Here is a 12,731-nt window from a genome sequence, read left to right on the forward strand (position 1 = left end):
GCGGGGACTGTTGCAGATTGTCTAATATTACGAGGCACGTCCGGGACGATGAATTCAACTCGCAAAAGCCCGCCGAATGATCCCGGCCGGCGCGGCGCGCTTCAATGGAAGTTCCGCCCGCGCGGCATGACTTCGGCGGTTTCCGCCACGCCCGAATGGCGGCTTGCGGCTGCCGTTCCTCTTTCCTGCCCCGGCCTCTTGCGCGCATCCGCGGCCTGGCGCTGGTCGATTCCCGGCCTCAGCACCTCGTCCGAACGTTCGCAGGCGCCGAAACGTCGGGCCTCGCGCTGCAGGATGCCGAGCGCCGGCGTCATGTCCTCGATATGCTCGACGACGGTATGGATCACGCCGCTATGACTTTGCAGCCTGCCGCGGATTTTCACGAGCCGGGCGCCCATCACAACCGCCTGGTATTTGTCGAATATCGTGCTCCAGACGATCGCATTGGCGACCCCGGTCTCATCCTCCAGCGTCATGAAGATCACGCCCTTGGCCGAGCCTGGCCGCTGGCGCACCAGCACGAGGCCGGCGATCGTCACCCTCTTTCCGTTCGGCACCCTCAGAAGATCGACATTGCGCGTGATGCCGATCTTCTGGAACTCCTCGCGCAGGAAGGAAACCGGATGCGCCTTCAGCGACAGCGAGAGATAACGATAATCCTCGATCACCTGCTCGCCCGGCTGCATCTCCGGGAGGCGGGCCTTCGGTTCGACCTGAAGGTCGATATGGTTGACCTGATCGAACAGAGGCAATGTCTCGGGCGCGTATTTTGTGTCCAGCGCCCTTGCGGCCCAGAGCGCCTCGCGTCTCGACAGGCCGATCGAACCGAAGGCGTCGGCATCGGCAAGCCGCTCGATATCGCCCCTGTCGAGGCCGGACCGCAGCCAGAGGTCGCGAACCGAGCCGTAGCCGGCGCCCCTGTGGGCGAGAAGGCCCTCCAGCGCTTTCTCGGACAGGCCCTTGATCTGCCGGAAGCCGAGGCGGACGGCCCGCTTCGACTTGATGATCCCACGCATATCGGCATGCCGCCTGTCGACGGCATTCCTGTCGAACACCGCCTCTTCGAGCCGGCAATCCCAATCGGAGCTGTTGATGTCGACCGGCCGGATCTCGACCCCGTGTTCCCTGGCGTCGCGGACGAGCTGCGCCGGCGCGTAAAAACCCATCGGCTGCGAATTGAGCATGGCCGCGCAGAAGACGTCGGGATAATAGGCCTTGACCCAGGACGACGCATAGACCAGCAGGGCGAACGAAGCCGCATGGCTTTCCGGAAAGCCGTATTCACCGAAGCCCTCGATCTGGCTGAAGCAGCGTTCGGCAAACTCCTTCGGATAGCCTCTCCTCGTCATGCCGTTGATCAGGTCGTCCTTGAACTCGTTCACCTTCCCCAACCGCTTGAAGGTCGCCATCGAGCGGCGCAGACGGTCGGCCTTGGCAGGCGAGAATCCGGCCGCGGTGATCGCGATCTGCATGGCCTGCTCCTGAAAGAGCGGGACACCGAGCGTCCGTTTCAGGATCGGGATCATTTCGTCTTTCGGATATTCGATCTTGAAATCGGGGGAATGCGACTGCTCCCGCCGTGTGAGATAGGGATGAACCATGTTGCCCTGGATGGGGCCGGGACGGACGATCGCCACTTCGATCACGAGATCGTAGAATCGCCGCGGCTTCAGGCGGGGCAGCATGCTCATCTGCGCCCTGCTTTCGATCTGAAAGACGCCCAGCGTATCGGCCCGGCACATCATGTCGTACACCGGCACACCTTCGTCCCCGTGTTCCCTGTTGCCGAGATCGGCAAGGGTTTTCTTCACGTCGTAATGCAGCGCGAGCAGTGAAAAAGCCTTTCTCAAGCAGGTCAGCATTCCGAGTGCCAGCACATCGACCTTCAGGATCCTGACATTGTCGAGATCGTCCTTGTCCCACTCGATCATGAAGCGGTCCGGCATCGCCGTCTTCATGATCGGCACGACTTCGTCGAGCCGGTCCCGTGTGATGACGAAGCCGCCGACATGCTGGGTCAGATGGCGCGGAAAACCGAGGAGTTCCGAGGCATAGCGCAAAACATTCAGGGTCACAGGGTCCGAAATGTCGAGCCCGGCCGCCTTGGCATCGCGCTCAGACAGATTATCCTCCGACCAGCCCCAGACCAGGCTGCTGATCGCCGACTGCACATCCTCCGAAAGCCCGAAGGCCTTGGAGACCTCGCGGCCGGCGGAACGGGTGCGATAGGTGGTGACGCCAGCCGTCAGCCCGGCATGCTCCTTGCCATATTTCCCGTAGATGTGCTGGATGACTTCTTCGCGCCGGTCATGCTCGAAATCCACGTCGATATCAGGCGGCTCGTCGCGATCCATCGAGATGAAGCGGTCGAAGAGCAAGGTGCTTTTGGTCGGATCGACTTCCGTGATCTCGAGGCAATAACAGATGACCGAATTGGCCGCCGAACCGCGGCCCTGGCACAGGATCTTCAATTCATAGCGGGCATGCTGAATGAGCTTGTGGACCGTCAGGAAATAAGGCTCGTATTGTTTCTCCCTGATGAGATTGAGCTCATAATCGATCTGGGTCTGGATTTCACCGGGAACACGCTCCGGATAACGCTTCGCTGCCCCTGCCCGCGTCAGACGTTCGAGGGTCTCATAGGGCGTCTCGCCGGGATCGTTTTCAGGCGGATAATTGTGTTTGAGTTCATCGAGCGAAAACGAAAGCCCGCCGAAGAACGTTTCCGTATTGGCAATCGCCTCCGGATAGTCCCGGAAGACGCGGGCCATTTCACGTGAATCCTTGAGATAACGCTCGGCATTCGGCGCAAGAAGAAAACCTGCCTCGGCAATCGGCACATGCTCCCGGATCGAGATGACGATATCGGAAAGGGGACGGCGGTCGGTATGGTGATAGAGCGGCTGATTGGTCGCGATGACAGGAACGCGGCTGCGGGCGGCGATCATGGAAAGAACGGCGAAAACCTGACGGTCGCGGCCGTCATAGGAAGGGGCCAGCGCCATGTGGAACGCCTTGCCGAAACGTTCCCGGAAGCGTTCGAGACAGGCCTGCAATTCCTGCTCACCATCAGCCTTGCCGGCAACCGAGGAATCGGGAACGAGGGCGAGCATCATCTCGTCTCCCCATTCCATGATATCCGCCTCGTAAAGCAGGCAGGATCCTTTTTCCGCCCGCAGATTTCCCGCGCTCAGCAAACGGCAGAGATGCGCCCACCCCCGTCGGTTCTTGGGGTAGGCAAGGATGTCGGGCGTTTCGTCCGCAAAGACGAGCCGGGCGCCCGGCTGAATGCGGATCGGATCGAGGATCGGCCCTTCCTCTTTTCCGTCGAGGTTCTTCTCGTGCCTTCTGTTGAATTTCTCTTCGATCTCCTGCGCCTGCGCATAGGCCCTGACGACGCCGGCAACCGAGTTCCGATCGGCAATCCCAAGACCGGAAAGCTTCAGCATGGCGGCCTGCACCACCATTTCCTCGGGCTTGGAGGCACCTTCCAGAAAGGAAAAATTGGTGCGCGCCCCGATCTCGAAAAATGCCGGCGCCGTCTTCATGCGAAAACCCCGTGCATGAACCAGCGCGGCGGGTCCTTCTCGCCGTAAAAGCCTTCGCGATAGATCCAGAAGCGGTGCCCGGCCTGGTCTTCGACACGGAAATAGTCGCGCGTCCGGGCATCGGCGCCATCGATCCACCACTCCATGGCAAGGCGTTCGGGACCTTCGCTACGAAGGATCCGATGCTGCATGCGCCGCCAGCGGAAGCTTTGCGGCGGCCCCTCCGGAACTTCGGCAAGCGAAGCTTCCACCGGTTCCGGCTTGGCAAAAAGCCGCAAAGGCCGCTCGCTGCGAGAGGGAGCGATATGGCTTTTGCCGCTTCCGCGCTGCGCGGGAAAACTCTCCATGAGAGGAATTGTTATGACCGCGCGCTCCGGCACGTGGCTTTCGCGAAACTGAAAGCCCTGCAGGCAGTCCGCACCGAGGCGGGCCGAAACGCGATCGATGAAAGCGGCCAGCGAAATCTCTCTTTGCCGGCCGCCGTCGAAATCCCCCTGCGTGGCTTCGAAGGGCTCATGGCGCACGACATTCAGCCGCAGGATTTCGAAACCGTAACCGGCATCGAGATCGTCATGAATGGCCTGCAGGCGCTGGGAAAACAGATCCGCGATCCGCTTCGGCTCCCTCAGCGGCCGCGAAGCCCCGACGGAAATCCTGAAAACCCTGCCGTCGACCCGAAACAGCACGAGTTCGAAAGTGCGGCCCCCGGCGCCGCGGGCTTCCAGGGACGGTTTCAGCGATAAAGCCACCTGGCCGGCAAGGGCGAGAATATCCTCCTCGGTGCCGATCGGCTCGGCCAGGCGCCGTTCGGCCGACAGGCTCGCAACGGGCAGCCGCGGCGAAACCGGCTCCTCATCATGTCCGAGCGCCTGATCGAGCCGCAGAAGCAGGCTTGCTCCGAAACGGCGGGTCAACGGCGCCCGCGGCGCGTTCATGACATCGCCGATATATTTCAGCCCGAGCTTCCTCAGCGATCCCACGGTCTCCTCGCTCAACCGAAGAGCCGCGACCGGCAGCGGCGCCAGCACATCCTCCATCTCCTCGTCCTCGATGACGCCGCCATTGCCGAAACGGGCGACGGCCGAGGAAAGGCCGGGCGAAGAGGAGATCGAGCCGCGCACGTCGAGCCCCATATGGAAAAGCCTGAGGAGAATATCCTTCAGCAGCGCCTTTTCGCCGCCGAAGAGATGGGCGCAGCCGCTGATGTCGAGGAACAGCCCGTCCCGCCCGTCGATCGCCACCAGCGGCGTATAGCGATCGCACCAGTCGGCAACGGCTTCGAGCAGCCGCGCGTCGGCGGCCGGATCCTCCTCGACGATATCGAGCTTCGGGTGCATGGCGCGCGCTTCCGCGACCCCCTGGCCCTTCTTCAGCCCGAAGGCTTCCGCGACCTCGTCCAGCGCCGTCAGCCGCATGGCATTCTCGTGCTTTCCGGCACAGACGATCGGCGCCGCTTCAGGACGCCCTTTCGAACGCCAGGAAACTCCCCATTTTCTGCGGGCGACCCTGTCCGTCGGAAGATGCGGAAAACTGAGCGCCAGGATACGCTGACCGTTCGTCTGGAGGGAGAGCTTGCCTTGGTTCGCCGGCGAGGAAAAACTGACGTTCATGGGGGTTCCACTCCAGAAGAAGGGAGAGCGGAGCCGGGTTACGGCTCTTCTCCAGGCTGAGACGAAAAACCGGATTGCCGATGCTGCCGGCAAACCTCGATCCATCCGGCAGGGCCCGCGTGCCGGATGGCGCGGGTTCGGCAAGCAGGCGGAAGACGGCGCTGCTCGCCTCCTCCTCTCCGGCCTGCCGAAGCAAAAGGAGCGGCCGGCCGGCCGCCTTGGCGCGAAGACAGAGCCGCCGGCTCTCGGTCAGGCCGAAATGGGCAGGATTGCCCCTCATCTCCAGGATGACGACCGAAAAGGCGCCGCTTTCCACCGCACATTCCGCAAGCCAGAGCGCCTCCTCGAGCTTGCGCGGCAAGGCATGCAGAAAGCGATCGGGCCGCAGGCCGAAATCTTGCAGGCCCACCGCATAGGGAAGGCCCGCCTCCATCGTCGAGATCGTATCGCCGATCCAGAGGATCGGCGAATGGTCGCCGTCATCCTCCTCCAGCCGCTGCAGCAGGCAAGCAGCGGCGAGCGCGAAGCCGCATGAGGCTCCCGCATCGCGAAGAAGGGTGGAACGGATTTCCGTGATCGCGTCGAGCGGCAGGCCGCCTTCCATCGCCTCGTCGAGCGGCGCCACGCCCAAGGGCAGCCGAAGCCTGCGGTCATTCCGTTCCGCAGCCTGCCCGCCGGCCTGTCCCGATGCCAGGGCTTCCCGCTCCGCCGCCGCAAGCGCCGGCGCAGGCTTTCCTTCCAGCTTAGCGATGGTTTCGCGGAGCGCAAAAAGCCGCTCGCGCGCCAGGGCGTTCTGCGCCATGGCGTTCACTCCGTCCGTCTTGTTCCTGTTATGTTCTTATGGATTCCAGAGAGCCGGAGAAGAGTCAACAACCATTTTCTATGAATTTATTCCTGCCTTTGATTCCACACTCGAAAAACCGCGATAAAGGTTCTATATGGGCCCGCAAAGGAAGGAACATTCATGGCCCGCATAGACCAGAGCGATGATTGGCGGGACCGCCATGCGCCGACGATCAGCACTTTCGAGTCGCTGGCCATGGAGGCCTATAGCCATTTGCCGGATGAATTCCGCCAGCTGACCACCAACCTCACGATCGAGATCGAGGACTTCCCCGATGACGACGTTTTCGAGGACATGGCGCTGGAAACCCCTTTCGACCTGCTCGGTCTTTTCGAGGGCAGAGGCATTTCCGAACGCTTCACGGTCGAAACCGGCGAGATGCCGAACCGCATCCGCCTCTACCGGCGTCCCATCCTCGATTACTGGGCCGAAAACGACGAAACGCTCGGCGATATCATCACCCATGTCCTGATCCACGAAATCGGCCACCATTTCGGGCTGAGCGACGAGGACATGGAGCGGATCGAGGCCAGCGCCGAGGAAGCCGCCGAGCGTTAGGGGCTCAATCCTGGAAGTAAGTCTTACTGCTCCGAGAGCTTCATCTCAGGATCGTAATCCTTGCCTTCGACATTCTTGACGACGGCCTGACCGCACTGCATCGCACCGGTTGCGGCGTTGAAGGCATAGGTTGGCGAGCCCTCCAGCGACCAGCCCTTGTTGAGGGCGGCGGTGACCTTGTGGCAGAAGGAAGCGTCGTCGGGACCGGTCAGGAAGCGGTAGAGTTTCATCAGGCGGGCTTTCTTGCAGAAATCAGGCGAGCTTTATGGACCAGAGCTTCGGCCTGGACAAGGTGCAGCCGCTCGATCATCCGCCCGCCCGCATTGATGACGTTGAGGCCCTCGGTCTCAGGATCGGCAAAGGCTGATATGATCGCTTCGGCTTCCATTATCTCCTCCGCGCTCGGTCCGAAATGCCGGTTGGCGGCCGTAATCTGCGAGGGATGGATCAGCATCTTGCCGGCAAAGCCCATGGCGCGGCCCTGCCCGCATTCGGCATCGAAGCCCGCGTCATCCTTGAAATCGTTGAAGACGCTGTCGAGCGCATCGAGCCCGTAAGCCTTGACCGCCAGGATCACCTGCATCAGCCAGGGCACGAGATAGTTCCGCCCCGGCTGCGGCAGCACGCCCGTTTCCTTGCGCAGGTCGTTGAGGCCGACGACGAGACAATCGAGCCGCGATCCCGGCGTGCGGCCGGCTTCGGCGATCGCCCCGACATTCAGCACGCCGCGCGGCGTCTCGATCATCGCCCAGATCCGCAGTTCCTCCGGCGCATCCGCTTCCGCGAGAAGATCGCCGGCTGCCATGACGTCCTGGGGCTCATCCACCTTCGGCAAGAGAACGGCATCGGGCAAGACATCCTTGACCAGGTCGAGATCCGCCTGCCCGAATTCGGATGACAAAGAATTGATGCGGATGATCTTTTCCTTGCCCTCAAGCGGCGGCCTGGCAAAAAAACGTCTCAGATTTTCCCGCGCCTCCGCCTTCTTCTCCGGCGCGACGGAATCCTCCAGATCGAAAATAACGCCATCGCAATCAAGGGAATGGACCTTCTCGAGCGCGCGCAGATTGATGGCGGGCACGCTCAGCACCGAGCGGCGCAGGTTGAAGGAACGGAGAGGTACGGTTCGGCTCATGGAACATTAGTGCCAAGCTTCGCAAAGCCCGGCAAGACAACAAAAAGCCATGCTTGCCTTGCAGAGAGGAAAAAGAAGGACCACATTCCTTTCCGAAGAAAGGTCTCAAACTCATGCAGAACATTCGCTCCATCTTCATCATGCTTGCCGGCGCCACGGTTTTGGTGGCCATGCTGCTTTTCACCTTCTCGGTGACGCTCGCCGTCGGCGGCATTCTGACCGTGCTCATGGTCGGCCGCGCGCTTTCGATGAAGATGAAGCCCGCTCCGGTCCGCGCCAAGGCGAACAACCGTAAGCCGGAGATGCGCATCTGGAACGACGGCCGCGGCACGATCATCGATCTCTAAGCCGCTTTTGCATTAAAAACTGACCGACACTGTCGGATCATGCTTCCATGATACGTCTTTGAAGCAGCCAGGCATTCCGCCGGCGCTTGAAAACGATGGAGGACGAGCATGGATACGACGGAAAACAATCCGGTTAAAATGCCGCCGGTCAAGAATGGCTTGCTGCCCTATCTGACGGTCGAAGGCGCGGTGAAGGCTGCGGAATTCTACAAGAAGGCTTTCGGCGCCGAAGAAGCGCACAGGGTGCCGGTCGACGAGAGCGGCCGGACGATGCATGTGCATCTCTATATCAACGGCAGCTCCCTCATGCTGGCGGATTCCTATCCCGAATACGGCCATCCCTTCAAAGGCCATGAAGGCTTCGCCATCCAGCTTGTCATCGACGATATCGATTTCTGGTGGGAGCGCGCGGTTGCCGCCGGCGCCGAAGTCGTCATGCCTGTCGAATTGATGTTCTGGGGCGACCGCTACGGCCAGCTTCGCGATCCTTTCGGCGTCCTCTGGGGCCTGAACGCCCCGACCAAGTAAGAACGCGTGCACTCTTGTGGCCGCGCGAAACGTCGCGCGGCCACCATTTTAGAAAGATTCTCCTTCATTTCGGCGGAAAACTGGACTAGATGCACATTCAGGAAAGTACATTTGCTGAAGTGGAGCATGGGTCATGGATAAATTCGTGAAGCTCACGGGCGTTGCGGCGCCCCTGCCGGTCGTCAACATCGACACCGACATGATCATTCCGAAGGACTATCTGAAGACCATCAAGCGCACCGGCCTCGGCAAGGGTCTTTTCGCCGAAGCCCGCTACAATGAAGATGGCTCCGAAAACGCTGGTTTCGTGCTGAACAAGCCGGCCTATCGCGATGCCAAGATCCTCGTTGCCGGCGACAATTTCGGCTGCGGTTCCTCGCGCGAACACGCGCCTTGGGCGCTGCTCGATTTCGGCATCCGCTGCGTGATCTCCACCAGCTTCGCCGATATTTTCTACAACAACTGCTTCAAGAACGGCATCCTGCCGATCAAGGTCAGCCAGGAAGATCTCGACAAGCTGATGGACGACGCCTCGCGCGGCTCCAACGCCATCCTGACGGTTGACCTGGAGAATCTCGAAATCACCGGTCCCGATGGCGGCTCGATCAAGTTCGATCTCGACGAGTTCAAGCGCCACTGCCTGCTGAACGGCCTCGACGATATCGGCCTGACCCTGGAAAAGGGCAAGGCGATCGACGAATTCGAAAAGAAGAACGCCTCTTCGCACCCCTGGGCCGCTTAAGCCCTGACGAATTGCCGATCGATCGAGCCGGGCTTTCGCCCGGCTTTTTCTTTGGTTTAAAGCATGTCGCGCAAAACTGTGCAGCGATTTTGCGGCAACGACATGCTTCAACAAAGAGCCTAAAGCGCAAGGAGCGAATCTGAAAAAACGCGACGCGCTTTAGGGATCAGAGAAATTTCTCTTTCCAGAGCCTCAGCTTTTCGAGCGACACGCCGATGCCGCCACAGACTTCGATGAGCGGATTGTCGAAGCGCGCCAGCAGCCCGGCATGCACATCGGCAACAGCAAGCGCCGCCCCGCAGGCCGGCTCGACCAGAATGCGCTGCGCATCGGCAAATTTCAGGCAGGCGGCAACGGCATCGGCATCGCTGACGAGAACGCTTTCGATCGGGTGCTGTTTCGGCAGGTCGAAGACATGCTGCGCCACCTGCCGCGCGCCGAGCGACGCGGCGATCGAAGTGATGGCGGGGAGCGTAATGCGCTCGTTTGCCTTGAGGCTTTCATGGAGCGAGGCCGCCCCTTCGGTCTCGACGGCGATGACGGGCACGTCTGAAAGCCCGTTCCGCTTCAGCCCCTCGACGATGCCGGCAAGCAGCCCGCCGCCGCCGACGCTAGTGACGACGCAATCGAATGCCGCTCCCTTCGCCACCACCTCGTCGACCAGCGTGGCATGGCCATCCCACAGAAGCGGATGGTCGAAGGGATGCACATAGGTCGCCTCGCGGCTGCGGGCGAGGGCGACCGCATGGGCATTGGCTTCATCGAAAACCGAGCCGTGAACGAGAACGTTAGCGCCTGTCGCGGCAATCGTCTGCCGGACATCGGCCGCCGTCGTCTCCGGCACGACGATCGTCACCGGCACGCCAAGCGCCCGGCCGGCATAGGCCGCGGCAATGCCGGCATTGCCGCCGGAAGCGCAGAAGATCTCCCGCGCGCCATTTTCCACCTCGTGCTGGCAGAGCCGGCCGACGCCGCGCAGCTTGAAGCTGCCGGAAGGCTGCAGCGCGTCGAGCTTCAGCCAGAGCGGTTTGCCGCTGGCGCTGTAGCCGGCTGCCGTACGGACCAGGGGCGTGTCGAGATGGAGAGGTGTCAGAGCCATGGGAACATCCAGGAGAATAAAAGGCGATGCAGCCGTTCTAGCCCGTTTGTAGGCGCAGGGGCAATCATCGCCGCTGAGGGCGAAGCGTACCGATTCACGGCTTCTCTCGCTTGAAATGCCCATTTCCGGGGTCTAAGAAGCCGCAACTTGTTTTTCCAGGAGGGTTTCATGACAGCGCGCAATCTTTTCCTGCTGCCGGGTGACGGCATCGGTCCCGAGGCCATGGGCGAGGTCCGCAAGATCATCGCCTATATGAACGAGGCGATGAACGCCGGTTTCGTCACCGACGAAGGCCTTGTCGGCGGTTCTGCCTATGACGCCCATGGCGCGGCGATCTCGGAAGCCGACATGCAGAAGGCGCTTGCTGCCGATGCCGTTCTCTTCGGCGCCGTCGGCGGCCCGAAATGGGATAGCGTGCCTTACGAAGTCCGTCCGGAAGCCGGCCTGCTTCGCCTGCGCAAGGATCTGCAACTTTTCGCCAACCTGCGTCCCGCCATCTGCTATCCGGCACTTGCCTCGGCCTCGTCGCTGAAGCCGGAACTGGTCGAAGGCCTCGACATCCTGATCATCCGCGAGCTGACGGGCGGCGTCTATTTCGGCGAGCCGAAGGAGATCATCGATCTCGGCAACGGCCAGAAGCGCGGCATCGACACGCAGGTCTACGATACCTACGAGATCGAACGCATCGCCGGCGTCGCCTTCGAAATGGCCCGCACGCGCCAGAACCGCGTCTGCTCCATGGAAAAGCGCAACGTCATGAAGTCGGGCGTGCTCTGGAACCAGGTGGTGACTGAGACGCACAAGGCGAAATATTCCGACGTGCAGCTCGAACATATGCTCGCCGATGCTGGCGGCATGCAGCTCGTGCGCCAGCCCAAGCAGTTCGACGTCATCGTCACCGACAATCTCTTCGGCGACATGCTCTCCGACGTCGCCGCCATGCTGACCGGCTCTCTCGGCATGCTGCCCTCGGCCTCGCTCGGCGCGCCCGACGGCAAGACCGGCAAGCGCAAGGCGCTCTACGAACCGGTACACGGCTCCGCCCCCGATATCGCCGGCAAGGGCGTTGCCAATCCGATCGCCATGATCGCCTCCTTCGCCATGTGCCTGCGCTACTCCTTCAACATGGTGAAGGAAGCCGACGACCTGGAAAAGGCGATCGCCAACGTGCTCGACAAGGGCATCCGCACCGGCGACATCATGGCCGATGGTTGCAAACAGGTCGGCACCGTCGAGATGGGCGATGCGATCCTCGCGGAGTTCAAGGCGCTTTCTGCCTGATATATTTCACGTGAAACAGCTTCAGCCCTTCGCATCACCCATGCGGAGGGCTTTTTATCGGGAACGGACAAGCCGGCGGCTTGGCCGATTTATCCGAAACGGACTATCCTCGGCCATAATCTCGTGTATTTTTGCGCCGATTTAACGGGCGCATTCAGTGGCCGGAAACGATTTCCGGCTTGCGCGCCAATTCAAAAGTGAGAACGCCTGTCGGATGCGCGGGCGCTCGAAGACCAATCGAACGGACGACGGAATGCGGGCATTTTGGGCTTCCCTGGACAGGCGCTGGCGCCGGAGCGGCGCGGCCATGCCGCCTTTGCGCTGGCAGGCCTGCCTCTTCATCACGATCAATGCCGTGATCCTTTCCATGCTGCTCTTCGATGCGCCGATCGGCGCCAGCAAGCCCCCCGCATCGGTGAAGCAGCTTGGCGAGCTCCTGACCGGTTTCGGCGATTCCGCCTGGCTGATCCTGACAAGCATCCTGCTCTTCTTTCAAGGCAGGGCGGGCTACAAGCTCGTGAAGACGGCGCGCTCCAGGGCGCAGGCACTCTATGTCAGCTGGATCGGCGCCTATCTCTTCACTACGGTCGTTTTCTCCGGGCTTCTCGCCAATCTCCTGAAGCGGGCGATCGGAAGGGCCCGTCCCGATCACTTCCACGATTACGGCATGTTTTCTTTCACGCCGTTTTCGGGCCATTCCGCTTTCGAAAGCTTTCCCTCCGGCCATTCCACCACGGTCGGCGCCTTCTTCGCCGCCTTCGCGCTTCTGTTTCCGCGCTACCGCGTTGCCTTCATCGCCTGCGCCATCTGGCTCGGCATGACGCGTGTCATGGTCGGCGCCCATTATCCGAGCGATGTCATCGCCGGCCTTGCCTTCGGCGCCTGGTTCTCGCTGCTGACGGCGATCGTCTTTGCCCGCTGCGGCTTGCTCTTCAAACTGGCGCCGGACGGCTGGCCGCTCGCCAAGCGCCTCTTTCCTGACATGGAAAAGCCCGGCGCCTTGTGAGCGCCGGGCCGGTTTCTCAAGCCTCTGAGACGC

General features: G+C 61.5%; 12 protein-coding genes. 6 read left to right on the top strand and 6 right to left on the bottom strand.

What is annotated here, in order from left to right; genetic code table 11:
• Positions 1 to 101: 101 nt before the first annotated feature.
• Genes CO670_RS08935 through CO670_RS33335 form a run of 3 tightly spaced genes read right to left on the bottom strand, consistent with a single transcriptional unit; the run spans position 102 to position 5,960 of the window.
• On the bottom strand, positions 102 to 3,548 hold the full coding sequence (locus tag CO670_RS08935; protein ID WP_097589903.1) for an error-prone DNA polymerase: 3,447 nt from the start codon (positions 3,546 to 3,548) through the stop codon (positions 102 to 104).
• Positions 3,545 to 5,092 carry a DNA polymerase Y family protein gene (locus CO670_RS08940; RefSeq protein WP_280951334.1) on the bottom strand — a complete coding sequence of 516 codons (1,548 nt, stop codon included), beginning with the start codon at positions 5,090 to 5,092 and terminating at the stop codon, positions 3,545 to 3,547. Before CO670_RS08940 ends, CO670_RS08935 begins: the two co-directional genes overlap by 4 nt.
• The gene (locus CO670_RS33335; RefSeq protein WP_245425772.1) at positions 5,004 to 5,960 is read right to left on the bottom strand and encodes a hypothetical protein; all 957 of its coding nucleotides are present in this window, start codon (positions 5,958 to 5,960) and stop codon (positions 5,004 to 5,006) included. Before CO670_RS33335 ends, CO670_RS08940 begins: the two co-directional genes overlap by 89 nt.
• Before the next feature lie 162 nt (positions 5,961 to 6,122).
• On the opposite strand from CO670_RS33335, the gene CO670_RS08945 reads away from it, so the two are divergent.
• On the top strand, positions 6,123 to 6,560 hold the full coding sequence (locus CO670_RS08945; RefSeq protein ID WP_064708126.1) for a metallopeptidase family protein: 438 nt from the start codon (positions 6,123 to 6,125) through the stop codon (positions 6,558 to 6,560).
• A gap of 23 nt (positions 6,561 to 6,583) precedes the next feature.
• Here the strand turns inward: CO670_RS08945 and CO670_RS08950 are convergent, their stop codons facing one another.
• Positions 6,584 to 6,790, bottom strand: coding sequence for a DUF1737 domain-containing protein (locus CO670_RS08950; RefSeq protein WP_088677404.1), 207 nt, complete (start codon positions 6,788 to 6,790; stop codon positions 6,584 to 6,586).
• Entirely contained in the window at positions 6,790 to 7,695 is a 906-nt protein-coding gene (locus CO670_RS08955) for a CoA ester lyase (protein ID WP_097589905.1), read from the bottom strand. The genes CO670_RS08950 and CO670_RS08955 overlap by 1 nt, the downstream gene beginning before the upstream one ends.
• Before the next feature lie 113 nt (positions 7,696 to 7,808).
• Here CO670_RS08955 and CO670_RS08960 point away from each other — a divergent pair, with 113 nt between their 5' ends.
• From CO670_RS08960 to leuD, 3 genes are all read left to right on the top strand, one after another.
• Entirely contained in the window at positions 7,809 to 8,042 is a 234-nt protein-coding gene (locus tag CO670_RS08960; protein WP_097589906.1) for a hypothetical protein, read from the top strand.
• Positions 8,043 to 8,150: 108 nt separating this feature from the next.
• Complete coding sequence (locus CO670_RS08965) at positions 8,151 to 8,570, top strand: VOC family protein (RefSeq protein WP_097589907.1); 420 nt, start codon at positions 8,151 to 8,153, stop codon at positions 8,568 to 8,570.
• A gap of 133 nt (positions 8,571 to 8,703) precedes the next feature.
• The gene (gene leuD, locus CO670_RS08970) at positions 8,704 to 9,312 is read left to right on the top strand and encodes a 3-isopropylmalate dehydratase small subunit (RefSeq protein WP_097589908.1); all 609 of its coding nucleotides are present in this window, start codon (positions 8,704 to 8,706) and stop codon (positions 9,310 to 9,312) included.
• Positions 9,313 to 9,478: 166 nt separating this feature from the next.
• Here the strand turns inward: leuD and CO670_RS08975 are convergent, their stop codons facing one another.
• The gene (locus tag CO670_RS08975) at positions 9,479 to 10,411 is read right to left on the bottom strand and encodes a pyridoxal-phosphate dependent enzyme (protein WP_097589909.1); all 933 of its coding nucleotides are present in this window, start codon (positions 10,409 to 10,411) and stop codon (positions 9,479 to 9,481) included.
• A gap of 168 nt (positions 10,412 to 10,579) precedes the next feature.
• Here CO670_RS08975 and leuB point away from each other — a divergent pair, with 168 nt between their 5' ends.
• Together leuB and lpxE are read left to right on the top strand one after the other, a co-directional pair.
• Positions 10,580 to 11,692, top strand: a complete 1,113-nt coding sequence (leuB, locus tag CO670_RS08980) for a 3-isopropylmalate dehydrogenase (RefSeq protein WP_097589942.1) — start codon at positions 10,580 to 10,582, stop codon at positions 11,690 to 11,692.
• A gap of 253 nt (positions 11,693 to 11,945) precedes the next feature.
• Complete coding sequence (gene lpxE / locus CO670_RS08985; RefSeq protein WP_176538900.1) at positions 11,946 to 12,698, top strand: lipid A 1-phosphatase LpxE; 753 nt, start codon at positions 11,946 to 11,948, stop codon at positions 12,696 to 12,698.
• Positions 12,699 to 12,731 lie beyond the last annotated feature (33 nt).

Source organism: Rhizobium sp. J15 (genome assembly GCF_002531825.1).
GTDB lineage: Bacteria > Pseudomonadota > Alphaproteobacteria > Rhizobiales > Rhizobiaceae > Rhizobium.

Coding starts and splice junctions, on each gene's coding strand:
- CO670_RS08950 (WP_088677404.1), bottom strand. CDS start 6,790: ATGAAACTCTACCGCTTCCTGACCGGTCCCGACGACGCTTCCTTCTGC.
- CO670_RS08955 (WP_097589905.1), bottom strand. CDS start 7,695: ATGAGCCGAACCGTACCTCTCCGTTCCTTCAACCTGCGCCGCTCGGTG.
- lpxE (WP_176538900.1), top strand. CDS start 11,946: ATGCGGGCATTTTGGGCTTCCCTGGACAGGCGCTGGCGCCGGAGCGGC.
- CO670_RS08945 (WP_064708126.1), top strand. CDS start 6,123: ATGGCCCGCATAGACCAGAGCGATGATTGGCGGGACCGCCATGCGCCG.
- CO670_RS08975 (WP_097589909.1), bottom strand. CDS start 10,411: ATGGCTCTGACACCTCTCCATCTCGACACGCCCCTGGTCCGTACGGCA.
- CO670_RS33335 (WP_245425772.1), bottom strand. CDS start 5,960: ATGGCGCAGAACGCCCTGGCGCGCGAGCGGCTTTTTGCGCTCCGCGAA.
- CO670_RS08965 (WP_097589907.1), top strand. CDS start 8,151: ATGGATACGACGGAAAACAATCCGGTTAAAATGCCGCCGGTCAAGAAT.
- leuB (WP_097589942.1), top strand. CDS start 10,580: ATGACAGCGCGCAATCTTTTCCTGCTGCCGGGTGACGGCATCGGTCCC.
- CO670_RS08935 (WP_097589903.1), bottom strand. CDS start 3,548: ATGAAGACGGCGCCGGCATTTTTCGAGATCGGGGCGCGCACCAATTTT.
- leuD (WP_097589908.1), top strand. CDS start 8,704: ATGGATAAATTCGTGAAGCTCACGGGCGTTGCGGCGCCCCTGCCGGTC.
- CO670_RS08960 (WP_097589906.1), top strand. CDS start 7,809: ATGCAGAACATTCGCTCCATCTTCATCATGCTTGCCGGCGCCACGGTT.